Below are 23,431 nucleotides of genomic sequence, written 5' to 3'. Positions count from 1 at the left end.
TGACCAATGACTACTGCAATTAAGCAAGTTTGGGTTCAAAGATTCTGCACCGGCTCTTTATCGCTAATCCTCGCCAGCGGTTTTTTCAGTTGTGGCAATTTACCTCTGTCTCAACTTAATCTTGGTTTTAATGTGGCTAGCATTGGCGACGTTCAACAAAAGCGGCAAGTGGATGCTGAAGTTTATCTCCGGGGAAAGGTGGAAAATCGCGCTCCGTTTGTCGGGAATGCCGCTTATCAACTTGAGGATGGTACTGGCAGTATTTGGATTTTAACCAAGCAAGAGTTGCCCCAGCTTGGCGATGAAGTGTTGCTGAAGGGAGAAGTCCGCTACAAGAGTATTACTCTGAAGGAATTGGCCGGAAAAGATTTAGGTGAAGTTTATGTTGAGGAAATGGAACAATTAAAGCGCTCTCCCAGTTCAGACAAGAGGAAATAGGCATTGGTTATTTGTTATTTGTTATTTGTTATTTGCTCTTTGTTCCCTCTTCCTTATTTATTTAATATCTGAGGAATACTCGATAATTAATCCGTGTATTCCTGTAAAATAACTAATGACTAATAACTACTGACTAATGACTAATAACTAATGACTAAAATTCACGTTGCGATCGCGATTTTGTACCAAGACGGCAAGTTTCTCTGTCAGTTGCGAGACGATATTCCTCATATCAGGTATCCCGGACAATGGGCTTTGTTTGGCGGACACTTGGAACCGGGAGAAACGCCGGAAGTTGCTGTATTGCGGGAATTATCAGAGGAAATTAGTTATGCTCCTGCAAGTGTTTCTTTTTTCTGTTGCGATGTCGAAAAAGATGTGGTTCGCCACGTTTTTTATGCACAACTTAGTGCGGATGTCAAGGATTTAGTTTTGCTTGAGGGTTGGGATATGAAGTTGTTGACACCGGAGCAGATTCGGGCGGGAAAATGCTTTTCTGAGCAGTCAGGAGATGTGCGACCTTTTGGGATTGCTCACCAGCGTATTTTATTGAATTTTATTGACTCGATTTGAGAAAATTTCCACGCACCCTAGATGGGAGCGGTTTGAGCAAAGAGATACTCGTAAGGTGGACGGCAGAGCCGCGCACCCTACATTGCAGGGGGTTTAACAGTTAAGAGCGAGCCGCAATCATTCCCGTTTGGCGCGCGTAGTCAAACAGCCCTCCGGCATCTATTACGGGGCCTACTTCTCCTAAAGGTTTGAGTGAGAAAGTTCGATCGAGAGTGTGGTTGACAATTACCTCTGCTGTAAAGTCGATCGTCACTTCTTGGCCGGTTACAAACAAGTCGCAGAGCCGCTCAACTGATTCGATCGGGTACAATTCGCCAGTAGCCGAGCAATTGCGAAAGAAAATGCGTGCGTAAGACAAAGCTACCACCGCTGTAACGCCAGCGGCTCCCAGAGCGATCGGAGCGTGCTCCCGCGAAGAACCGCAGCCAAAATTTTCGCCCGCTATGATAATCGGATACCGGGTTTTCTGTTCACCGGATTCGATAAACTTACCGTAGCGATCGGGCAACCCAATCATCGCGTAACTGCCTAGTTTCTCGTACTCATCCGGCTTCGAGGGAACCAGGGTCAGGTATTCGGCAGGGATAATTTGATCAGTATCGATGTTGTCGTCTACAACAAAAATTTGACCGCTAATTACTTTACCCATAGTTTATTTCCTGTTAGCCTCGCTCGATGCTGTGGTGATAATTTTAAGTGGATCAGTATGCAAGATTTGCATCTGTTTATTTTAACCTGGCAGTGTCAGTGATAACCTGTTTGACATCCACCCCGACCGTCGCGGACGGGGATTCCCAAACCTCACGATTTGAATTTCTGCTTCTTCGCAACTGCCTCCACCCTAAAAGAGATTTGGTCTTATGTTCGCTCCACAGACTAACCCCGCAAGCCCTGCGGTTTTTACGTGTCGAATACCAAACGGAATTCTTCTTCGTTTTGATTCTAGGGATGTTTACCATTGCCCTATCCTCTTTTCCCGGTCTACCGATTTTGCTTCGCCGCCAGCACCTCGGGCTGAACTTCGCTCGTATAGGCTGTTTGATCCATCGTCTCGGGTGGGTCGTTGACCAATTATATTGTAAGATAAAGCCGTCCTAAAAGGACGAGGTTTCTACCCAATTTTCTGATGAGTAAAAATTAGATCCGAGACTTTGGGTTAACAATTAACAATTGCTAAGCGTCAAGATAGTTTTATGGCAAATCCAATAGATGACATTGCTCGACAAGCTCGCGAGGGCTCGGTTGCATCGATTATTCAAATCCTTAATGACGAACTGGCACAGGTAGGGGTGAGGGCCCGAGCCGTGTTTGCAGACGGCGTGCTGCAACTGCTGTGCGAAGCTGCAACGCCCCAACTGCTCGAAGAGTCTAGTTTGGTCGATCGAGTCCGAGAAATTTTGGAACGCATTTCGCCCCACAATATTCGCCGAGTCAACATCAACAGCCGGCTTGTCCGGGAGCACCAACTGCTGTGGCTGGAAGAAATTAGCCGCGATCCGGATAATCAACTGTTGTGGTCTCAAGAAATTAAACTCAGAAAGCCGAATTTGTTCAAGCGTTTAGCTATGAGCAACCATCACGAACGACAAACTGTGGCAGGCAAGCGGGCTTTGCCGAGAATGGCTATACCTCGATCGATGCAGCAACCGCGGCAATTTGAGCGCGGTATCGTCGGCGGCATCAGTTTGACCGTGCTGTTGCTCGGGGCAGCGGCCGCCATCTACAAAGGACTTAATTCCCAAGTGCCAAACAGCACACAAGCCAGCACCCAAGCAGTTGCCAGTGCCCCTCCCTCGGAGGCAAAACCTGCTTTGAAAATTTCTAAGGAGACTGTTAATTCTGCTGTTGACTCTTTTGCCCAAGCAGTGCGAGTAGCCGAACAAGCAGCCACCGAGGGCAAAACTGCTCAATCTCGCGAGGATTGGTTAGTCGTAGCTGCTAAGTGGCAGCAAGCGTCCGATTTGATGGCAGCCGTGCCTTCCAAGCATCCCCGCTACACAACGGCTCAGAACCGGACGGCACTTTACCGCCAAAATAGCGATAAAGCCCAACAGGAAGCACAAAATAAGTAAGCAGGTAATTGCGATAAATTTAACCCTAGACTTCGCTGTGCGCCTCTAGGTGTTGTGAAAAATGAGTTTTTGAGTCAAAACTAGAAAACTCTTAGCTATGTTATGAGTGATAATTTTGGGATTTTGAATTTTTGCGATCGGCGTTACTTGATCGGTCCATTTGTATCAAAATAAAAATTTGTTAAGATCACAAACTTAAATAGGAAACATCACAGGGTGAGGAGAGAGGTGTCACTAAGCGGTCTCTAGAAAAGCTTCATACTAATAACCGTCAAAATTAGCGGGAATGGGATTGATAATCATCCGGTAAAGGATGGTAAAGTTCATCTCGTACAGATCGAAGGGTAGAAAACAAGAAAATAGAACTCGGTCAGATCTGGGTATATTTTTACATATCGAGTGACCCGCCGACCGGCTGCACAAACACAGAAAGCAGGCTCATAACGGTCAAGCCGACAGTTATGGAAAGGTTCTAGATTGGCAGCGGGAGCCGGCTCAAACATCTTAGAATAAAAGCTTGGTTGCCATGATCGATCGCCAGGGAAATCAAGACTTTACTTTGATCGACCGATCGCCGTCAGAATCTTGCACTTTGCATTTACCGCAAATCGCAGAACCAGTATCAGTCCCAAAATTTCTGGATCGTCTTATGCAGTTCCAGGTCGATCCTGCCCTTATCGGGCGACAAATTTGCCAAATTCTCGCCACCAGCTTTGATCGAGAACTCCTGCTGCAAATAGCCAATACTTTGGGGGTTGCATGGGGGGCAGATTTCTGTTTTGTTACTGCTGTGGTTGACCAGAAAGTAGTACATCCGAATGCTTACTGGCAAAATAGCAGCGATTTCCCCTATGTTGCCGGTGTTGCGGATTCCACTGAAACACCGGAACACCCCCAAACCACAAGATTAAAACCGCCTAGCATATCACTCGAACACCCCGCTTGGGCAAACGTCCTAGCAGACGGCGAGATAGTGGCGATATCCGACTATCTTGATATTCCGGCAACTTCATCGCCCAATTCCCCTGTGACTGCGCTGCCTTTTCGGGCAATTTTGGCAGGGCCTGCGCGATTTGGAGGGGCTGTAAATGGCATGATGATTGTTGGTAAGTCGCAACCTCACGAGTGGTCGGTAGCCGATCGGCAGCGTCTTGAAGCAGCATCAGACGCGATCGGCATCGCGATTTCTCACATTCAAAAAACTCAAGAAATTGCCACCTTAAACGAACAGTTACAGCGACAAGCTAAATACAAAAATCTACTCAGGTCAGTTGCTGCATTGAGCCAGACAACTTCAGAAGTTGAGCCAATATTGCAGCAAGTTATTGAAGATACCGTTGATACCCTGGAAGTAGATAAAGGTCAAATCTTGCTATTGAAATATACAGACCCTCTATTTACAGCTCGCTCCCCCAATCAAACGCCCAAAGCCAAAGTCGAATTAGTTTGCGAATCTGTGGTAAAAAAATATCCAAATAAACAGCCAATAGCACAAAGCGCTGCCGGAAAAAAAAGCTCAACATCCAAAACAAAAAACAAGGAGAAAACTGCTAATTCCCCATCCAAAATCGCCAACTCAAAACCAAATAACTCTCCCGCTTTTTGGCTGTCAGAATCTAATTTGTGCCACCAAGCATTCCACAGCGCACCCAAACCCCTAGCCCTCGCTGACGCAGGCGCATTAATCGGCAAAGAACAAGAAGCAGCCACAGAAATTTTGAAACTCCAAGGCATTCGCGGCTTGCTGTTGGTTCCCCTCACTGGCGGTAGCTGCCAGGAAACAGTTTTGGGTTTCTTGGTTTTGCAGCACTCGAAGCCGCGCACTTGGAGCCCGGAAGAATTAGAAGTTCTCGAATCAGTCAGCGCTCAAGCGAGCAAGATGATTCTCCAAACCCAGACGCTTAAGGAATTGCAAACCCTAGTCTTAGACAGAACCACTCAGTTGCAGCAAAGTCTCGACGTGCAGGGGAAACTGTACGAACAATCTGCCAATCAGCTAGAGCAAATGCGGAAATTGAAGCTGATTAAAGACGAGTTTCTCAGCACTCTGAGTCACGAGTTGCGTACCCCTTTAACAATCATGAAGCTGGCGATTCTGATGCTCAAACAAGCTGAACAGCCGTCAGCGAGTCGAACTAAGTATCTCGACATTCTAGAACAGCAGTGTTCTAAGGAAACTGCTCTGGTTAACGATTTGCTAGCCCTCAAGCAGTTTGAGCCTCAGCAAGTCCCGATTTCTCAAATCAAAATCGATCTCAACCGTTTATTTCAAGATTTAGTTAGGGATTTTGAAAAACAGTGGGCGGATAAGCAATTGACTCTGAAGGTGGATTTGCCCAAGTTGACCCCTTGCTGGGAAACCGACCCGGACATTCTCAATCGGGTGCTGCTGGAACTGCTGACGAATGCTGGAAAATACTCTGCTTCTGGAACGGCGGTAGTTTTGGAGGCGTCTGAGACAGCCGGCTATATTGTCCTGAGCATTTCTAATTTCGGGCCCGGCATTTCTGCTGCTGATTTGCCCCACATCTTTGACAAGTTCCGCCGTGGCACTGGCATTACTGACCAAGCTATCGCCGGTACGGGTTTGGGTCTGGCTCTGGTAAAGTGTTTAGTGCAGCACTTGAATGGTACTATTGATGTATCTAGCTGTCCGGCAGAAAGTTCAGAAGCTGACAAATTGTGGCGTACATCTTTTACTCTGACTCTGCCGCAATTTCCAGCGGAACTCTCTAATCTAGAATAATAGTTTGGTGGAAAAGTAGTTGTGAATTGGCAGCGAACAGACTAAGACTTGCCTTTATAGGGAGATTTGGATGTGGCAAACGCTCTCACATCCTCATTGTTGATTTGTTTGTCTGGTTTCCGATCTAAATTGCCGATTCTCCATTGCTGATTTTCTCCAGGACTTATATTCTGTCGGGTTATTGGCCTGTAATTAGCGCGTGTTTGTAGTGAGTACGACTGTCCTCTATTTATGAATTAATCAGGACTTGCATTACTTACTAGGAACTTAATTATAATTGTATAGTCGGAGATGATATTACGCAGTATAGACCCAAGAAACTGAGTTTTTTAACTGTTTCAAAGGCCTGCAACCCGTCTTTTAGTACAAGCGGGTTTCTGCGTCCTAGATTGTCCCTAAAAAATGTCACGGTGCATGGAATTCGATCGCCAATATTATGCTCACAAAAGCTGCACCTAAAACCCTGCGTTGGCAACGTTCTAAATATTCGCCACTGGCACGGCAAATAGACATTTTTGCAGCGGCGGGAAAGTTTATGTTTTTTTTGTGGTGGGACTCACTGCTGCAAAAAAATTCGCCTCATACTAGAAGAATTCGCGCTCATTGGTTGGTCAATACTTTGCTGAATTTAGGCCCGACTTTTATTAAAATCGGGCAGTCTCTCTCGACTCGGGCGGATTTGCTGCCGCTTGAGTATGTGAAGGAACTCGAACAGTTGCAGGATCGGGTTCCTCAGTTTAGTTCCGAAGAGGCGATCGCTCTTGTAGAATCAGAGTTAGGCAAGGATATTTATGCTTTGTACCGCGATTTTGACCCGTCGCCAATTGCTGCTGCGAGTCTGGGACAGGTGCACAAAGCAAGGCTGCACACCGGGGAAGATGTGATTGTAAAGGTGCAGCGTCCGGGTTTGGAAAGTTTATTTGATTTGGATGTGAAGGCGGTGCGCCAAGTGATGCGTTTTTGCGATCGCTATTTGCCTGGGACGCGCAAATATGACCTGGAATCTATTTATCACGAGTTTTTTAAGATTTTATATCAAGAAATTGACTACGTGCAAGAAGGTAAAAATTCCGATCGCTTTAGCCATAATTTTCGAGAATATCCTCAGATTATTGTCCCGAAAGTCTACTGGCAATACACTACTAAAAAAGTGCTAACTCTAGAATATGCACCAGGGATTAAGGTGGACGATCGCATTAGTTTAGAGGCGATTGGAGTCGATATTGTGAAGCTCAATCAACTCGGAATTTGCTGTTATTTGAAACAGTTGTTAATTGACGGTTTTTTTCAAGCTGACCCGCATCCGGGAAATTTGGCGGTGACAGAAGATGGTAGCTTGATTTTTTACGATTTTGGGATGATGGCTGAGGTGAAGTCTCTGGCTAAAGACCAAATGGTCAAGACTTTTTTTGCTGTGATGAGAAAGGATACTGATGAGGTACTCAATACTTTAATTTCGATCGGCTTGGTTGAACCGATGCCGGATATGATGCCGGTACGTCGGCTGATTGCTTTTCTGTTGGATAAGTTTATTGATAAGCCGATCGACTTTCAAGCTTTTAATGAAATTAAGAACGAACTTTACATCATGTTCGAGCAGCAACCGTTTCGCTTGCCTGCAGAAATGATGTTTATTGTCAAGTCGGTAACGACTCTCGACGGCATTGCTAGAACTCTCGACCCTGACTACAATTTCCTAGCATCCGCTCAGCCTTTTGTCAAGAGTATTGCGGTGAGCAAGGGGCGGGGAAATGCGATCGGAGAATTGGCAAGGCAAGCGCGAAGTTTTATTACATATAAGTTACGGCAGCCGAGCAAATCGCAAGTTTTTCTCAAGCGTTTGGAGCAGCGAATTGAAGAGGGCGAACTGCAAATTAGAGTGCGAAATCTAGAGAGCGAAAGAGCCTTGAAACGCATTAATTTAGCCCTGAAAACTCTAATTTTCGCTTGTTTGACTGGTTTTGTGTTTTTGTCGGGTGCAGTGCTGCTAGTGGGCGGATATCAAACGGGGGCGATCGCAGCTTTTGTAGTTTCGGGATTCGGTGGCTTGTTTGTGTTGCGCTCGTTGTTAGACTTGTTGGTTAAGGAAAAGCTTGATCGAATTGTCGATCGATAAATATACTGGGTAATTGGGAAGTGCGATCGGAGTCAGGACTTTAGCCCTCATTAACCTAATTTGCGACTTTAGGTAGGGGCGGATTCTCAAAGCACGAAGTTATACTCCTAACATATATTAAACGCGATCGCCCGCCCCTACAAAAAATGTACGCCCAAACATTGCTAAAACCAGACGGCCGCCCACTCACACTGTACAGCCGCTACCCAATCCCAAAAGGTATCGCGGCCGTAAGTCCCAGCAATGAACCTGTAGAGGCAAACCCGCACTTTCGCTGGCATCCTTTGCGGGGGGAATGGGTAGCATACGCCAGCCACCGTCAGGGAAGAACTTTCATGCCGCCGCCGGAATACAACCCGCTGGCAGCTACAATTAACCCTAAGTTTCCGACAGAATTGCCGCCGGGAGATTACGATGTAGCCGTGTTTGACAACCGCTTTCCCTCGATGACTTTGCAAGCAAAAAATGCACCTGCAAGTATTGTCGAAACTTTGCCAGCTAAAGGCATTTGCGAAGTCGTGGTTTTCACTCAAGATCCGCTGGCTTCCCTCGGTTCTTTGGAGTTATCTCACTTGGAATTGCTGTTAGAAGTATGGGCCGATCGCACTTCAGTTATTGGCAGCAATCCCGAAATTGAATACGTCTTGCCATTTGAAAATCGCGGTGTCGAAGTCGGAGTAACTTTGCACCATCCCCACGGTCAAATTTACGCTTATCCATTCGTGCCACCGGTGCCGGCACGAATGTTAGAATGTCAATCGGTTTACTATCAAAAAAACGGTAGCGGTTTGCTGCAAGATTTGATTCAAAAAGAGATTTCCGACAACCAGCGAATTATTTATTTAGACGAAGAGGCGATCGCCTTTGTCCCCGCTTGTGCTCGCTACCCTTACGAAGTGTGGATTGCCCCGATCGCCCCCGCTGCTACATTTATCGATTTGACGGAAAAACAGCGTCAATCACTCGCTAAGGCCTTAAAAACAGTCACCCTCAAATATGACGGTTTGTGGCATCGCCCATTCCCTTATTTGATGGCTTGGTTTCAAGGGCCCACAGACGGGAAACCCCATCCAGAAGCGCATTTGCACGCTCAATTTTATCCGCCCTATCGATCGAGCGATCGGCTAAAATACCTCGCAGGAACCGAACTCGCCGCCGGAATGTTTGCCAACGACGCTTTACCAGAAGAAAAAGCTAAAGAATTGCAAGCAGTATCTGTCAATATAAGCTGAAACCCATTTAAATTTTCAAGTAAAGTTTGATGCAATTATTGTGGGGTGGGCGTCCCGCCCGCCCAAAAAATACAATTTATATGCAAGAAAGCTAATGATAAACTCATTAAATCAAGAAGTCGATCTAAAACTCGAATTCATCCGCAAAGCCTTAACCGAAACAAAAGCGATCGCCCTTCGCTTGCGCGGCACTGATTGGTTTGCCTGGGCCACAGCGGGCGGTTCCCATACAGTATTGCTAACCGCAGAAACCGGAGTGGCAGAACTTTTAATCACCGCTGAAACAGCTTGGGTTCTCACCGATGAAATCGAAGCTCAACGCTTGCAAGATGAAGAATTGCCAGCCAACTTTCAAATGCACATCTATCCTTGGGCTGATATTGCACAGCGCGAAGCTTTCGTCAAAGAAATTACTGGTGGCGGTAACGTGATGAGCGATCGGCCAACTTCCCAAGAAATGCCCATAATCGCATCTTTACAATCCCGCAAACAGACAATGATGTCAAGCGAATTAGAGCGATACCGGCGAGTCGGGCGTTTAGCCAGCGAAGCGATGACAGAGGTACTTTCCGCCGCCAAACCCACCTGGACAGAATATCAGCTAGCGGGAGCCGGTGCAGAGGCTTTGTGGGCGAGAGGTTTGCATCCAGCACTTACCTTAGTTGCTGGAGAAAGGCGTTTGCCGCTGTACCGCCACGCCACAGCAACCGCCGAACAAATTGGACGACAAGCAATGTTAGTATTTTGCGCGAGGGGATGGGGTTTGTATGCAAATTTAACCAGATTTGTCTGTTTCGATTTTCTTGGGGAAAAGCATTCAGAGTTGCACCGAAAAGTCAGAGAAATTGAAGCAGCGGCGCTAAATTTGTGTCGACCGGGAGTAACGCTGAATGCCGTTTATGATACGCTTAAAACTGCTTACGAAGATCAGGGATATCCTCAAGCAATTGCGGAACACCATCAAGGCGGAACTACCGGATATTTGGCGCGCGAAATTGTGGCGAATCCGGCTACTTCAGATATTTTGGCAGAAAATATGGCTGTGGCTTGGAATCCGAGTTTGTCGGGAGCAAAAATTGAGGATACGTTTTTAATTCACAGCGATGGAACGTTGGAAAATTTGACTTTTGATCCGAATTGGCCGAGTGTTGAAGTAGCGGGAAGGTTGCGCCCTGTGCCGCTGGAAATATGGGGCGATCGACCTTAGTCAATTTAACTTATCGCCTTAGTAGAGAAAAAAGTACACTACCCTACAAAACGCATTAAACCGACTTACTTAAGCAAAAACGCTGCCACATAAGGGTTTCCCGAAATTGTAGTCATGTAAAAGATTTTTCAAAACCTGCAAAGTCTCACTCCGTATTGGTTTGGATCGGAACGATAGCAGCAGGCGGCGGAAGTTCCCCTCACTCTACCCCATAGCCCTGTCTTTTAATCGGCAGTTTCTAGTTCCTCTAATTCTTGCGTAGACTGCCATCCAGCTTGCCAGAGCGATCGGTCTTTGAGCTGTGCGGCGTTCAGCCAAAAACGCACATTTGGATCGCAAGCCGCCACCATTTCTGCAAATACCCATTTACCTTCGTTTTTTCGGTTGACGACTTGAAAGTGTCGCCACCCCCAAGTTTTTTGGTGTGAAGTCCATCGGGAACCAACTAAATAAGGAAATTTTTGTTTTTTGCTCACAGTATTTTTGTGGAAAAATATATTAGAAAGCAAGTGAATTGTGATATAGCCATCCTAAATCCTTTGTGTAATTCTTGTAGGGGCAAACCCCCCGTGGTTGCCCCCATGAGGCCAGGGTGGCAAAGAAAGCCACTATCCCCTACATCTTGGTACGACTCTTGTAAGGATTGCTATCACTCGTTCTGTTGGATGATATTAATTCCCTATTAAAGCTCGTCAAATCCTCTCCCCCTCTCCCCTTCTCTCGAACATAGCAGATACTATAGAGCCGCAGCAGCTTACATGAGAGTTCAGCTAAACTCTATCTACAAGTAGATGCGTTTATTCTAACTTGCAGCAGTTTCGCATCGGGAGTCAAAAGTAAGGGCAGTTCAATGACTGCCCCTGTAATTAGTTATACCTATTGAATAGGATAATTTTTCAGGCGATCCACAAATAGCAAATTTATCCAGTACGAGCTAAATCGTGAATCTCAAATCTAAAAGCAAATAACCCAGGTTATAGTTGTGCAGAATAATCCTTTCTGTGAAACTTACTCAAATCTACTTTTAGAGCAGGTTTGACGTTCACTTCCTGTTTCTACCAAGGCGGTCAGCCGCTTCTTGTCCACAGGCGTGTTTTCGAGCCCAACTTTCCCTACAAACATTTTTTCAATCTTAATCCTCTTTCATTGATCCTGTACAGCTCAATAAAAACGCACTTTTAGGTAAGATTGACTAATTTCTTTGATTCTGTCGCTACCTCTTGATTACTTCCCTGTTAAGGCTTTTGGCCTGATAAGTCCAGAGGAAGCTGGGGAAGCCGGAGGCGAACCGCATTTGTTTGCAGCCAGAGAGTGATAGCGTGCTTCCGTTGTGGAGTCACGTACTCTCCCGGTCGGATCACGCCAGCACAGACGCCGATGTTTTTAATAAGGGTTTCTCGCTCCGATGAACTTGCACCCTGTAGCAACCTGACTTGGGCTTTGATAAAATCCACGTTCATAGCTGAAAGTAAAAGTAAGTAAAGAACTCAGTTAAATAGCGATGCTTTGCTTCCGATTGTAACTCTAAAACCACTTGGTATGAATCAAATTGATTCAACATCCCCAGGATGGGGATCGCGGCGTCTAGAGCTAGCCAACTTTATTTACTTTATCTGTTTTTGCTAGCAAAAGTGTCACTATGCTAGCAGTTTTGGCAGAATTATTTATAGTTAAGAACTGTTACAAATTTGGCTCGCTTTCCACAATACGGCAGAGTTTAGTGCTAACGCTACTTTCCTGAACTCAAAAAGTTCAGCATTGTCTCCAACTCCTTCCCTTCCTAGGTTTTAGACTCCCCGATTGGGAAGCGATCGCTCGGGGAACATTCCTCTTCGATCGCCCCTCTTAACACCCGGACACTGCCACATCACCCTATTGATTTAGATCGTCGCGTAGACTTGGCTGTGGACTATAACTTCAGGCATACGTGTTGTTACCAGGGCTACAATAAGCAAGCAAGTTTTTATTCTTGTTTCTCAAGGAAATATTTTTTGGATTTTCTTGCAAAGCCCTTATTTGTGTTAATTAAGGCGGCTTTGTGATCTCCGGGCCAACGAAGACTCGCAGCTTGCGAATCCAAATATTTTGTGCCGTGTGGCGGTGAATCTGTTTCCTGAATTCATTGGGGGCGATCGCTCGTGCGCCAGAATTGCCAGTAACGGCTCATTTTGTATAATTCATAACTTATCTGTCACTGCTAATAATTTTAAAACAGCACAAGTTTAAGCAGTCTTCCATCCGTCGATCGCTCCTCATAGTCCACAAAGAGGAATAAAAAAAATCAACTCTGCATACCCAATTTTAAGGCGATTTTGCCTTAGTCCTTTGCCTTAGATAGCAATTAGATATATCCCAATTTGCTTGCCACTTAAGTTAAAATGAACCATAAATTTAGCTGACAACCCTACCTGATAAAATATAAAAATCAACCGTTTTAATTATTCATTAAAATTAACTCATTTAGGATTGATTCAGCAGTAAAAATATATACAGCAGATTCCAGGCAAATAGAGTACACCTTAATTCCAAGCACTTACCAAAATGGTTTACAAACCCTTGCAACCGTACTCCATAAACCTGGAAATGGCTGTATCTACAGCCATCTTTATTGTTAAAAAAATCGCTTTTGACGGTGTAGGCGCCGGTTTAGGGAATTCTGGACGTTAATTAAAGATATTAATTAATCGGCGTTGCACAATTTGAGGATTATTGTGGTGAGTAGGGTTAGGCGTCCCGCCTGCTTGGAAAATACACGCCTTCAGTCTCATGGGCCCATCACAAAAAAAATCCAAATCATCCCACTATTATGCAACCCCAATTAACCAGCCCATACGAGATATTTCACTCTACAAAAACAAACCGACCAGGCAGCATATAAAATCCCCTCGCACCGAAGCTGGGGAGGGGAAATGGTGAATAAAATTATTGGTTTTAAATTATCGATATGTAGGTCTCTTTTTGCAGTATCAAGAGGTATCGATCGAGCCAACGACAGATGGTGGTCAGTCGCTAAGATAATTTCCCGGTGGGAAACCGAGAAATTATCCACTAAATCAACCTTTTTTCTGCTGGCGTTGGAGCTTAGTTTTCCAATTGGCGATATCCTTCTGAGCCGGCTGATAACTCTTAGTACCCGACGGCACCAGCGAAGCAGCTTCAACTGCCTCTTTCAGCTTTCCTTGAGAGCCGCGCAACTTAGCAATTTTGAGAATACTTTCGCTCCACTCTCCAATTAACTGTTGAGCTTCTTCATACTTCGGCTGACCGGGTTCAATTTTATTAGCTTGCTGGATGCCTTTACTGTAAGAAGAGGCAACCCCCCGCTTAATTTGACCCTTAGCAGCCGATAGCAAAGCAGCATTTACATCCTGGTCTTTGGATAGCTCCTCCCACTGAGCGATCGCCTGTTTCGACTGATTGTAAACAGGCTGATTGACATCCGGCATCAATTTAGCAGCCCCGATCGCCCCCTGGAAGTCGCCCCGAGCAGCCCGCCCGTTAGCTATATCCAAAATCGTTAAACTCCAGCGCTCAATATCCTGCTGAGCCTGCGGGTAGAGCGGATCGCTAGCCGGAATCGTTCGAGCCTTAGCCACTGCTTTATTAAAACTAGAAGCCGAACCATCCTTGAGGAAAGTTTTCGCCTCAGCCCAAACCTGCTCGCTGGATGGTGGCTGCTTGGTTCCAGTCCCTGCTTGCACCGCCCGCGGTTGGTTCTGTGACCCCCCAGTACCAGTCAATTTTTGAGCTCCAGAGTTTTGGGCATTTTCTGCAGGCGATCGAGGATCTCCTTCCTGCTGACCAATAAAAATTGATTTGTTCGTCACAAAAACACCCAACAGCAGAACCAAAGCCGTAGCTGAACTCCACAAAACTAGCTGCTGCAAAAATGACTTATCCGACCCCCCGTTATGCTCATCCTCCGGCTTTTGCAAGTTCGGTCGATCGCCCCCCCCATCAACAGGGGCCACAGCATTTGGCTGCGACACAGGTGGCATCTCAACCGACGAATCCTGAGCGTTGCGAACTGCCGGAGGCAGATCCATTCGAGCCGTAGCCATCGCCATTTGCGGGCGATCGAACCCATCAGCCGTACCAACCGCCATATTGCCGTTGCGTCCTGCCAACGCAGCAGTTGGTACCCCTAAAGCATCGGGCAAAATCACCAAATTAGCCTTTCCTGGAGGATTCACCACCATCAAAGGTTCTTGTTTCGGACGCAAATGGTGGTCACACAGCTCCGGCAGTCGATCGCTCAAAAAACGGTCTAAACCCTTAATGGTCATGCACTGTCCCGATCGCAGCCCCTCCAACAGCGCCGTCGTAAAAAACCCCTGACGCAAAGCCGAAGTTTCCCGCGAAACTTGATTCGGGCGGCAAGAAAGCACCGTCGGGATTTCCAGTTCCCGCGCCAGATCGACCGTTTGAGAGCCGATCGTTTCCCCCGCTTTCACAATCTGGCTGCGGTTCATATCAACCAGCACCAATACCGTTTCCGTAGGAGCGTTTTTCAGAGTATTCAACAGCAACTCTACCGGAATCCCCGTACCCTGAATGTCAGCCGGATTGCCGTCAACCGGCATCAAATAATCCTTACCTTCATAGCTGACACCGTAGCCACTAAAAAAACACCAGAGTAAATCTCCCTGTTGCACATGTTCCGCGCAGAGGCTTTGGGTCAATCTCAGAATATTTTCCCGATTGGGATATGTAGATTGACCCCACAGCGACGGCGAGCTATCGGTCATCAGCAGACATCCATCCGGCGCAAAACCCGCCTCCTCAGTCAAAAAACCGTACAGGGCCTCTGCATCCTCTTGGGCATAACTCAAAGGCTGGAGTAACTGATATTGATTGATGCCTATTGCAATACAAGCGTGATTTTTCATCCCCATATGCCCTATATATAGTGGACAGCTTGCACAAAACGATAACACATACCCGTTTAAGGTTATACCCACTTTCGCCCGCACTCAGAGAGCAGTTGTCCGAAGGCAGAACTCCCAACAAGCCCCCAAATTTAGCATCCTAGAATTTTTAATTTTTATATTGCAGTAAAAAATTATACCCTGTGCCTGCCTTTAGAAAAATAAAGTTAAATTGGATACACAGGCCAGTCTATTTGACTTTAATTTTCACCCAACTACAGCAAAAAGGAATAACCCGCCAATGGTCTCTACCGCCAAAAAAGAAATCTCCCCCCACAGCGAATCGCTACTGAAGCAAAAGCATCCTAAAACTCACAGCCATTATAGGTTTCAAGATTTTTTTGCCTTCGATCGCCAGATGGGTACAATTGACGACTGGAATGAGTCGCGCAACATTTTTACCAGCGAAGACTTCATTATCGGTTTGGTGGAGGGGCTCGAAGAAGAAGTAGGCCCCGCGTCCTCTGTCATCATGTATACTATTGGTTGCCAGTGGGGACTCCAAGATTCTGAATTTTTTCAAAAATGGTTTAGTGCCGAATTCGACCAAAACATTCGCCAGTCAAATCTCATGTTTCTGCTAGAAACTTGGTGGTGGCCTTTCACGGCTCAAGGTTGGGGTCGCTGGGAAGTGGACATGAGCGATCGCAAACACGGCTGCATCTTCATCAACCTCTTTGACTCAGCAGTTGCTCGCACATTGGGAGACGTAGGCAAACCGGTTTGTCACCTATACGCCGGTTTGTTCGCCGGTTTCTTCGGCTCTTTAGTCAAAAAGCCTCTGAGCTGCATAGAACTCCAATGTTACTCAATGGGAGAAACCTATTGCAAGTTCCTGCTTGGCAACCCAGATAAAATTGATGCAGCAGCATTCTGGCTCAACGAAGGTGCCAACGCCCGCGATATTCAAAATCGACTGCAACACGGTGAAATATTGCGGTAAACAACCTGGAAAGGCACATCCCCTGCCCTGCCTTTCCTCCCACCAATTTCGCGATGAAACTGCGATGGTGGATTTCTCCAGGCAGGAAGAAAGATGAAAAGTCAAACTTCATGGTTGGACCAATCTGTCCAAGAATTCTTTGGTCACTATAATTGGTTGGGAAAATCTTTAGAAACCCCAAATGGCTCGAACCCCGGTCAACTTCTGAGTTTAACCCAGCCAGTAGCAGACTTTTTTCAAGCTATTTCTTGGGAAGGAATTCCGGAAGTAGGTGCCCTACCCCTACCCCCACCCTTGCCAGTAATTTCTATTTCTGAACAAGCAGAAGTCACGATTGATGACCTATTTGACCTGTTTTAATCTGTGTAGGGAATGAAAAAAACACCTGAGTTAATATTAGGAATTCCGAAGCGCAACTGGTAACTTTTTATTTATTATTGGGAAGTAAGAAAACTACTAATAAATAACAACTACCGATTGCCAAATGACAACTAACAAGTGCCAACTGACTTCCTTTTATTAATTACCGATTACCACTTAATTAAAATCATGCACCCTGAAATTGAGGCGCTGCTGGATCAGGCAGAAAACCGCTTTTTAAAAGGCGAAGAACTCATAGCTTTTAAGCGTCAAGCTGTAACCCTTGTCCAGCGCTTAAAAATTTACGAATTTTTGCGAGAGAAGGAAGCAAGCATCTTCCAACCAGTAGCCAACAAACTACAAGAAACATTCCCCGACGAAAAACAAGAAACCTTAGAACGATCGCTCAAACACTGGGTTTTAGTTTTGCGGTACTGCGCTATGGCTATGCTGCTGAACGATCAAAATTTTCTAGAACAGCGCCTTGTAGACTGGCTTTCCGGCATAGTCGAAGCCCACCAAACTCAAAAGATCGAAGCAACTGTTTGTAATCTGCTGCAAACTCGTTTAAAAGAATTGCTTTCCGAGCAAGCCCGGGCTATATTGCAACCCTTTTTCGACCAAGCACAGTCAATTATTGACCAAAGTAATAAATAATCCGCTTTCTTCCCAATTCCCAATTCCCGATTCCCATCCCTAATTCCCGATGATTAATATTGCGGACTTACTCAAACAGCCCCGACTCCCTGGAAACTACTTTGCCAGCGATGCCTACGTCCGAGGCGACCTCGAACTCGGCTTGCTCGAAAACCGCCGGGGCGATCGGCTGTTAGCACTCCCAGAAACACTGATTCAAGCCATTTATATCGGCTTAGAACAAGAAACAGGTCAAGCCTCCCGCCTCGTGCTTTTCAACTGCGGTCGCTGGTGGGGTAAAAACTTCTACGTGCGTTTTTGCGAAGAAGTCAGCGAATACTACGGTCAGCCAGTTTCTGAAATGGAAATGGTAGAATTTATTCAGTCCTTGCAGCAGTGTTGGAAAACTCATGGATGGGGAACATTTGAGCTTGACCCCAGCTATTCCGAACATGGATTTTTAATAGTAAAAATTGCTAACTCTCTTTTTGCTAAAACAGCCCCCAAGTCTCAGCGACCAGCCTGTTTTTTAGAAGCAGGTATTTTAAGTTCGTTCTTTAGTCAGCTTACGGGTCGAGAACTTCACTGCCTGCAAACATCCTGCGAATCATTGGGTTCGGACTGCAACCGCTTTATTTTAGGGCTGCGCGATCGCCTACAACCTGGCGATTCTATGGTCGAAGAAGGAAAAGACCATGAAGCTATTCTCAGTCAACTTTTCCAAAAAAACTGACTTATTTGACAGCTATTACTTTGTTACTAATAGCTGTCAAATCGATTGTTGGGCAGCCATACTATCCACCGTATCCTCAAAACTGTGAGTTAAATTATATAGCGTTTCTCAGTCAAGTGAGGTACTTTTTTAGAGCTAAAACCCTTAATGGATAAGGATTGGTTGTACCTAATCAGCTAAAGAAACGCTATAAAAAAGCTCGTAACTCAAAAAATCAGGTTTTAGCAATTTAAATAAAACCTGATGATAACTAGCAGCTAGAAAATTCGTAACTTACTCTAGAAACTAATAAAATTTAACAGCAATCAAAACCTCAAACATTTTGCTAGAACTTAATGGACGCCAATGAACTTCTAACTCGATATGCAGCCGGCGAAAGAGATTTTAGACTGGCAAATCTGCGCGGCATTGTGTTGAGTCCGATCGATTTATACCGTTCCAGCGATGCCCCAACTCTAATTTTGGCAAACCTCAACCAACACCAGCAACGACCCTACTTAATCGGTGCTAACCTCAGCGGGGCAGACCTCACCAAAGCCCATCTGAGCCGAGCCAATTTCAGCAAAGCTGACCTCAGCGGAGCCAATCTCACCGGCGCCAACCTCATGGCAGCCAGTCTGAGTGGAGCCAATCTCATCGGAGCCAATCTCACCGGCGCCAACCTAGCCGGATCTCATCTGAATTGGGCAAACCTGACTGGAGCAATTCTTCCCAATGCTAATCTCATAGGTGCAGATATGAGCGCCGCTAACCTCACCAAAGCCGTTCTCACTCAGGCCAATCTCAGTAAAGCCTATCTGATTAAATCCAATCTCAACGGAGCAAACTTCAAAGATGCTTACTTAAGTCTAGCGAGTCTGAAAGAGGCAGACTTGACCGAAGCACAGCTCACCGGAGCCGAATTATCCAAAGCCAACCTAGCCGGAGCCAACTTAACCCGGGCTAACCTCAGCCAAGCCAACCTGTTGAAAGCTAATCTCAGGCGAGCTAACCTCACTCAAGCCTATTTAAACGGCGCGTGCTTGATCGGATCAGACCTTAGCGAAGCTTGCTTGGATAGAGCCAATTTGTGCAAAGCAGACCTCAGCAAAACCTATCTGAGAAACATTACTTTGAATGGCAGCCACTTAAGCGGTATTAACCTCAGCGGGGCCGATCTGGGCGGTGTAGACTTGAGCCGCAAACTTTTAACTGGAATTAATATGGCAGAAGCCTTGTTGAATGAAGCCAACTTGAGCGGTGCTTATCTGATGGAAGCTAACTTGAGCGGGGCCAACCTCAGCAAAGCCAACTTGAGTCTAGCCTACCTGATCAGTGCCGACCTGTCTAATTCTTGCCTGCATGAAATTAACTTGACCAAAGCTAACCTGAGTAAAGCCAACTTGCAGAAAGCTGACTTGACAGGAGCCAACCTCCGGGGAGCGATTCTCACTGAGGCGGATTTGACGGGAGCGAAGTTGATTGGAGCCACTCTTCCTAACGGCACAGTTTATCGGCGTTAACTGGTCAACCCCCTTGATTATTTGCCGAGTAATGTGCGGTTAATGTCCAGAATCGGAAAAAATAGGTTCCTTTCTTCCACCGTGAGATATTGCTTGAGGACCTTTTTCATCACATCGTAGGTCACGGTCGCAGTATTTCTAACTTGAACAGCGCCTAAAATAGTTTGCAACCAAAGTAGTAGCCGATCGCGCAACCGTTCAGTATCATTAATCAACAGTGCTGCCGCCGAATGCCTCAACACCCGCACAATATCTCCACGGCACTTTTCAGTGACATCGTTAGCCCCCCGCCGAAATAAACTAGGGTCTAGAGACAGCATTTGTGCTTCCACTTGCCGCATAATTTCTGTTTCAGAGGCTTGAATTTTTTTATAAGCACTCATCCGGTGATTCAAAGACTGAAAGTAGTCTTTCAAAAATTGGAGTTCTTCTTCACTGGCGTAGCGTCCGTCTGTTTCCGTGCTCAAACGCGCAAGTTGGCTCAACATAGATTTTTCTCTACTACTAAAATACAAACATATCAGTTTTAAGCTTCTTTAGTCCGAACTAAATACTGTCCTACTTGAAAGCGGGTTTCATTAAGCTGTGTAACGATAGAACGAGTAATTAACTTTCCCGATTCTACAACTACTTGACCCGTAATTGGGTGTAATAAATCTTGCTGGGCCCGGCGGCCGATCAAAGCTTCGACATTTTCAATAGCATTAATGTACATCCCCGCAGGCAACTGTACAACCACACCCTCGCCCATAATTTGAGCCTGACAAGCAAGTCGCGAATTTGCTTTAGCCGTAGTAATAACTTCCAACGTCCTTCTCTCGCGGCGGTTCATGTCCGACAAGCCTTCCATGCCTTCTTTAATGTAAACATGACAGGTAGCGCACATTCCCCGCCCCCCGCATTCCTTGAGAACGTCTAAGTCTTTGGAAAGTAAGGCAGACAGGATATTCGATCGGGTTTCCACTGCCATTTCTTCGGCAATTGGATCTAGTCTAATAATTTTAACCATATTGATGTTTGCTCCTGTCAACTTCAGTATTTAGCAAGTTACGATCGACATATTCAAAGCAAAAAAAAATTTTGCTAACACTCAAAAAGGTTAAGATGCCTTGACGACAGCATCGGCTTCTGGATCTCTAGCCCCTATGGCATTACCGCACTTCTGTTTTGGTCATATCGCTGTTCCCTCGCCCCGATTCCCCAGCTTAGTCTTGAAAAGCTAAAACCTTAGATACTTTCTAGATGGCACTGAAAAAACTGTAATAGTCGCGATCGACTAAAATAGCAGGCACAGGTAGTTCTTGATCCAGTACCGGCATCCGGCAAGATTGATAGTGATTCCGAAGCTCAAGGATTTGAGTAGGTGCGAGTGTGCGATCGCTCTCAACGAGGCTGAGAATGAACCTGAGATAACATAGGCTGTACCTGGCGAGCGATTCAAAAATTTGAATTTTTGTCAGAATTATTTACATATTTTAATACTAGCTCAAGCTTTTTCTATAATTAGACCGATGCAACATTCTAAGTACCGCATTTTAGGGCTAGTCGGACAAGGACAATTTGGTCGAGTCTTTTGTGCCAGCGTTCGAGAAGCTCCCGCCCAGGACTCCCGCCTCACCAGCCAACTGGTTGCTCTCAAAGAACTTAGTCATCAAAAAGCCCCAACTAGCGAATTCTTGCGAGAGCTGTGGTTTCTGATTACCTTGCAACACCCGAACATTGTTACCTGCCGAGCTCTAGAACACACAGCTACAGGCAGGTACTTGGTTATGGACTACTGCGAGGGAGGAACCCTCCGCAACCTACTCAAACAAGACCGCCCCTTGCGTCTGCTCGAAGGTTTACAGCTAGTCATGGAAGTTTTAGCAGGCTTAGACTACGCCCACCGCCGAGGCGTAGTTCACTGCGACATCAAACCCGAAAATATCCTCCTAACTTTAGGAGCAAAAGGTTGGTCGCCCAGGCTTTCTGACTTTGGCATCGCGCGTCGGCTGCCAGAAATTGGTACCACTCGCCTCCACCAAGAACTTTCTCCCGACGCTACCGTAGGTTCCCCCGCTTACATGGCCCCTGAGCGGTTTTACGGTCTTTTTTCCCCGATGTCAGATATATATGCAGTAGGCATTCTGCTGTTTGAATTGCTAATGGGCTACCGCCCTTTCGGGGGAACCCCCGGAGACTTGAGGTGGGCGCACCTGAATCAACGCTTGCAATTTCCCGACGCCATCCCTGAACCTTTGCAAGCAATAGTCAAAAAATCTTTAGAAAAGCTGCCAGCCCGCCGTTTTGCCAGTGCTTCCCAAATGGCTCAAGCTCTGCGGCTGATCATGTACGACCCCGCTGTCAGGCAATTGGGCGACTGCATTATTCCTTGGGAAAACCCCACAACCAGTGGTGATAAAAATCTGAATTCTGAAACTGACTCTTTGCTAGAAGTTGAAGAGGAAGAAGCATCACAATCGGCGATTAATTCACTTCGGACTGTGCGCTATTCGCTTTCGCAGCCCAAGCCACTGATACTTCCTGCACCGTTGACCGCTTTAATTGCCACTGAAACGTATCTCTATGCTGCTGTAGGTACAGAGGTCAAGGTTTGGTCTCAGCCGGGAAAACAGCTAGTTACAGGAGAAATGTCTACTTCTATTTCATTAATGGCGGAAATAGTGCGTGGCATTTTACCGAGTTCCCAGGGCTGCTGCGTTCTGACTCCGCAAAAACTTTACTGGCTCAATGAGCGCTCTTGGGAGCCTCAGTGCCTGCTGGATATGGGTTTGAGGCAAGGTTCCGATGCTTTTAAAGCTGCTGTAGACTCTCACGGCAACTGGTTGACAGTAGCGGTTCCCGGCGAACTGCGTTTTTATTCTTTAGCTGGAAACAGCACTGCTGGCGATCAGAAAAAAGCCTTGAAGCTGATCGCTACTGTGCCGTTACCAGAACACTATTTACCAGAATTAATGTTTTTGGATCGGCGACACGTCTTAGCAGTTTGGCCGGACAACGAACCAAAAAATCCCCAAACTATTTTTAGAGTTTACACTCGCCGTGGCACGCCGGTGGGTTCTGTGCGGGTGTCTGCCAGCGTGGGACAGATGCTGTTGACACCTGAGCCTTATACTTTGCTGGGAATTCCCCAAGGTGGTAAACCGGCGGTGCTGTTGATGAAATTGTGGCCGCTCAAGGTAGCGCGAATTCCCCTTGAAAGTTTGCCCGTGTCTGCTTGTGTGGCTAATTGGGGATGGGTGTTGGCAGATGTTGAGGGGCAGATAGAAGTGGTAAACAGTCAAGGGATTCAAGTAGGGAGTTTTAGCAGCCCTGCCTCACCCCGGGCGATAGCTGCTTGGGGGAATAGAGGTTTGGTGATTGCTGTCAATACTGAGGAAGAGAGTCACTTGCACTTTTTAGATGTAGATGTTGAGGAGACCAACTCGCGCTCGATTATTAAAGGCTGATAACTGCGGTAACTAAAGGAGTTTCGGGGTGTAATTCAGGAGAGTGTATTTGCGGGCGATCGATTCCTGGGAGTTTGATCTGGGTTAGAGTACCGTGTCGTGTCAGCTTCGGGATTTTGAATCAGAGGAATTGTTAAGGGCGATCGGCTCAATCTGAAACCCAAACGTCCCTCAGTAAAGTCCCAGAAATGCAGACACCACTTACATATATATGACTCATGCACCAGCCTGCTTCTGTCATCCTAACCCCATGATGCAGCCTCACACCTTACACTCTAACTTTGCCTGAGCTCTAGTCCCAGTAAGCCCCATCATATTGAACCACTGAGTTCTTCTACCCATGCGCGGGAAATAGTCTGGCCAAAAGCCGTATTTGGGCCCAAAAAAAGACCCCATAGTTAAAAGAGGAGTCAGCCAGCGGAGGTCGGAGAGCGACTTAATAGCCGAAACCCTTGGTGTGTATAGGTTCAAAAATAACTCAAAAATATTTTCACAA

The 23,431-nt window shown here is 46.3% G+C and carries 20 protein-coding genes; 13 read left to right on the top strand and 7 right to left on the bottom strand.

What is annotated here, in order from left to right; all coding sequences use genetic code 11:
- Positions 1 to 6: 6 nt before the first annotated feature.
- Positions 7 to 438: a DNA-binding protein gene (locus tag QUA43_RS27410; RefSeq protein ID WP_333378405.1), complete on the top strand. Its 432-nt coding sequence runs from the start codon at positions 7 to 9 to the stop codon at positions 436 to 438.
- 150 nt (positions 439 to 588) lie between these two features.
- Positions 589 to 1,011 carry an NUDIX hydrolase gene (locus tag QUA43_RS27405; RefSeq protein ID WP_333378403.1) on the top strand — a complete coding sequence of 141 codons (423 nt, stop codon included), beginning with the start codon at positions 589 to 591 and terminating at the stop codon, positions 1,009 to 1,011.
- Between the two features lie 100 nt (positions 1,012 to 1,111).
- On the opposite strand, the gene QUA43_RS27400 is transcribed toward QUA43_RS27405, so the two are convergent.
- Positions 1,112 to 1,660 (bottom strand): LeuD/DmdB family oxidoreductase small subunit, encoded by a 549-nt coding sequence (locus QUA43_RS27400; RefSeq protein ID WP_333042404.1) that lies wholly within the window; start codon positions 1,658 to 1,660, stop codon positions 1,112 to 1,114.
- A 544-nt stretch (positions 1,661 to 2,204) separates the two neighbouring features.
- On the opposite strand from QUA43_RS27400, the gene QUA43_RS27395 reads away from it, so the two are divergent.
- From QUA43_RS27395 to QUA43_RS27375, 5 genes are all read left to right on the top strand, one after another.
- Entirely contained in the window at positions 2,205 to 3,083 is an 879-nt protein-coding gene (locus QUA43_RS27395; RefSeq protein ID WP_333378401.1) for a hypothetical protein, read from the top strand.
- A gap of 526 nt (positions 3,084 to 3,609) precedes the next feature.
- The gene (locus QUA43_RS27390; protein ID WP_333378427.1) at positions 3,610 to 5,829 is read left to right on the top strand and encodes an ATP-binding protein; all 2,220 of its coding nucleotides are present in this window, start codon (positions 3,610 to 3,612) and stop codon (positions 5,827 to 5,829) included.
- A gap of 436 nt (positions 5,830 to 6,265) precedes the next feature.
- Positions 6,266 to 7,945, top strand: coding sequence for an AarF/ABC1/UbiB kinase family protein (locus tag QUA43_RS27385; protein ID WP_333378398.1), 1,680 nt, complete (start codon positions 6,266 to 6,268; stop codon positions 7,943 to 7,945).
- 146 nt (positions 7,946 to 8,091) lie between these two features.
- Positions 8,092 to 9,177 (top strand): galactose-1-phosphate uridylyltransferase, encoded by a 1,086-nt coding sequence (gene galT / locus QUA43_RS27380; RefSeq protein ID WP_333378395.1) that lies wholly within the window; start codon positions 8,092 to 8,094, stop codon positions 9,175 to 9,177.
- Between the two features lie 94 nt (positions 9,178 to 9,271).
- Positions 9,272 to 10,384, top strand: a complete 1,113-nt coding sequence (locus QUA43_RS27375; protein WP_333378391.1) for a M24 family metallopeptidase — start codon at positions 9,272 to 9,274, stop codon at positions 10,382 to 10,384.
- A 224-nt stretch (positions 10,385 to 10,608) separates the two neighbouring features.
- On the opposite strand, the gene QUA43_RS27370 is transcribed toward QUA43_RS27375, so the two are convergent.
- From QUA43_RS27370 to QUA43_RS27360, 3 genes are all read right to left on the bottom strand, one after another.
- Positions 10,609 to 10,860 carry a TIGR02450 family Trp-rich protein gene (locus QUA43_RS27370; RefSeq protein WP_242725377.1) on the bottom strand — a complete coding sequence of 84 codons (252 nt, stop codon included), beginning with the start codon at positions 10,858 to 10,860 and terminating at the stop codon, positions 10,609 to 10,611.
- Between the two features lie 759 nt (positions 10,861 to 11,619).
- Positions 11,620 to 11,844, bottom strand: coding sequence for a hypothetical protein (locus QUA43_RS27365; protein WP_006635912.1), 225 nt, complete (start codon positions 11,842 to 11,844; stop codon positions 11,620 to 11,622).
- Positions 11,845 to 13,437: 1,593 nt separating this feature from the next.
- Positions 13,438 to 15,273, bottom strand: coding sequence for a caspase family protein (locus tag QUA43_RS27360; protein WP_333378389.1), 1,836 nt, complete (start codon positions 15,271 to 15,273; stop codon positions 13,438 to 13,440).
- A 280-nt stretch (positions 15,274 to 15,553) separates the two neighbouring features.
- Between QUA43_RS27360 and QUA43_RS27355 the strand changes: the two genes are divergently transcribed.
- From QUA43_RS27355 to QUA43_RS27335, 5 genes are all read left to right on the top strand, one after another.
- Positions 15,554 to 16,255, top strand: coding sequence for a V4R domain-containing protein (locus QUA43_RS27355; protein WP_333157607.1), 702 nt, complete (start codon positions 15,554 to 15,556; stop codon positions 16,253 to 16,255).
- Between the two features lie 93 nt (positions 16,256 to 16,348).
- A complete protein-coding gene (locus QUA43_RS27350) occupies positions 16,349 to 16,615 on the top strand; it encodes a hypothetical protein (protein ID WP_333378386.1) in 267 nt (88 codons plus the stop codon).
- A gap of 138 nt (positions 16,616 to 16,753) precedes the next feature.
- The gene (locus QUA43_RS27345) at positions 16,754 to 17,272 is read left to right on the top strand and encodes a phycobilisome protein (RefSeq protein ID WP_333378383.1); all 519 of its coding nucleotides are present in this window, start codon (positions 16,754 to 16,756) and stop codon (positions 17,270 to 17,272) included.
- Between the two features lie 49 nt (positions 17,273 to 17,321).
- Entirely contained in the window at positions 17,322 to 17,984 is a 663-nt protein-coding gene (locus QUA43_RS27340) for a V4R domain-containing protein (RefSeq protein ID WP_333378380.1), read from the top strand.
- Between the two features lie 335 nt (positions 17,985 to 18,319).
- Positions 18,320 to 19,486, top strand: a complete 1,167-nt coding sequence (locus QUA43_RS27335; protein ID WP_333378379.1) for a pentapeptide repeat-containing protein — start codon at positions 18,320 to 18,322, stop codon at positions 19,484 to 19,486.
- A gap of 17 nt (positions 19,487 to 19,503) precedes the next feature.
- On the opposite strand, the gene QUA43_RS27330 is transcribed toward QUA43_RS27335, so the two are convergent.
- The gene (locus QUA43_RS27330; protein ID WP_333378377.1) at positions 19,504 to 19,974 is read right to left on the bottom strand and encodes a phycobilisome protein; all 471 of its coding nucleotides are present in this window, start codon (positions 19,972 to 19,974) and stop codon (positions 19,504 to 19,506) included.
- A 38-nt stretch (positions 19,975 to 20,012) separates the two neighbouring features.
- Positions 20,013 to 20,495, bottom strand: a complete 483-nt coding sequence (locus QUA43_RS27325; RefSeq protein ID WP_333378372.1) for a 2Fe-2S iron-sulfur cluster-binding protein — start codon at positions 20,493 to 20,495, stop codon at positions 20,013 to 20,015.
- 502 nt (positions 20,496 to 20,997) lie between these two features.
- Between QUA43_RS27325 and QUA43_RS27320 the strand changes: the two genes are divergently transcribed.
- Entirely contained in the window at positions 20,998 to 22,935 is a 1,938-nt protein-coding gene (locus QUA43_RS27320) for a serine/threonine-protein kinase (protein ID WP_333378369.1), read from the top strand.
- A 261-nt stretch (positions 22,936 to 23,196) separates the two neighbouring features.
- Here the strand turns inward: QUA43_RS27320 and QUA43_RS27315 are convergent.
- A partial coding sequence (locus QUA43_RS27315) for a hypothetical protein (protein ID WP_333378367.1) occupies positions 23,197 to 23,431 on the bottom strand: 235 nt, incomplete at its 5' end.

The organism is Microcoleus sp. N9_B4, from assembly GCF_036701635.1.
Classification (GTDB): domain Bacteria; phylum Cyanobacteriota; class Cyanobacteriia; order Cyanobacteriales; family Microcoleaceae; genus Microcoleus.
Note: the sequence above shows the minus strand (reverse complement) of the source record. Positions and strands in the feature narration are given on the sequence as shown.

Bases quoted from the DNA above. Each gene is read 5' to 3' on its own strand.
- QUA43_RS27410 (WP_333378405.1), top strand. From the start codon at position 7: ATGACTACTGCAATTAAGCAAGTTTGGGTTCAAAGATTCTGCACCGGC.
- QUA43_RS27405 (WP_333378403.1), top strand. From the start codon at position 589: ATGACTAAAATTCACGTTGCGATCGCGATTTTGTACCAAGACGGCAAG.
- QUA43_RS27400 (WP_333042404.1), bottom strand. From the start codon at position 1,660: ATGGGTAAAGTAATTAGCGGTCAAATTTTTGTTGTAGACGACAACATC.
- QUA43_RS27395 (WP_333378401.1), top strand. From the start codon at position 2,205: ATGGCAAATCCAATAGATGACATTGCTCGACAAGCTCGCGAGGGCTCG.
- QUA43_RS27390 (WP_333378427.1), top strand. From the start codon at position 3,610: ATGATCGATCGCCAGGGAAATCAAGACTTTACTTTGATCGACCGATCG.
- QUA43_RS27385 (WP_333378398.1), top strand. From the start codon at position 6,266: ATGCTCACAAAAGCTGCACCTAAAACCCTGCGTTGGCAACGTTCTAAA.
- galT (WP_333378395.1), top strand. From the start codon at position 8,092: ATGTACGCCCAAACATTGCTAAAACCAGACGGCCGCCCACTCACACTG.
- QUA43_RS27375 (WP_333378391.1), top strand. From the start codon at position 9,272: ATGATAAACTCATTAAATCAAGAAGTCGATCTAAAACTCGAATTCATC.
- QUA43_RS27365 (WP_006635912.1), bottom strand. From the start codon at position 11,844: ATGAACGTGGATTTTATCAAAGCCCAAGTCAGGTTGCTACAGGGTGCA.
- QUA43_RS27360 (WP_333378389.1), bottom strand. From the start codon at position 15,273: ATGAAAAATCACGCTTGTATTGCAATAGGCATCAATCAATATCAGTTA.
- QUA43_RS27355 (WP_333157607.1), top strand. From the start codon at position 15,554: ATGGTCTCTACCGCCAAAAAAGAAATCTCCCCCCACAGCGAATCGCTA.
- QUA43_RS27350 (WP_333378386.1), top strand. From the start codon at position 16,349: ATGAAAAGTCAAACTTCATGGTTGGACCAATCTGTCCAAGAATTCTTT.
- QUA43_RS27340 (WP_333378380.1), top strand. From the start codon at position 17,322: ATGATTAATATTGCGGACTTACTCAAACAGCCCCGACTCCCTGGAAAC.
- QUA43_RS27335 (WP_333378379.1), top strand. From the start codon at position 18,320: ATGGACGCCAATGAACTTCTAACTCGATATGCAGCCGGCGAAAGAGAT.
- QUA43_RS27330 (WP_333378377.1), bottom strand. From the start codon at position 19,974: ATGTTGAGCCAACTTGCGCGTTTGAGCACGGAAACAGACGGACGCTAC.
- QUA43_RS27325 (WP_333378372.1), bottom strand. From the start codon at position 20,495: ATGGTTAAAATTATTAGACTAGATCCAATTGCCGAAGAAATGGCAGTG.
- QUA43_RS27320 (WP_333378369.1), top strand. From the start codon at position 20,998: ATGCAACATTCTAAGTACCGCATTTTAGGGCTAGTCGGACAAGGACAA.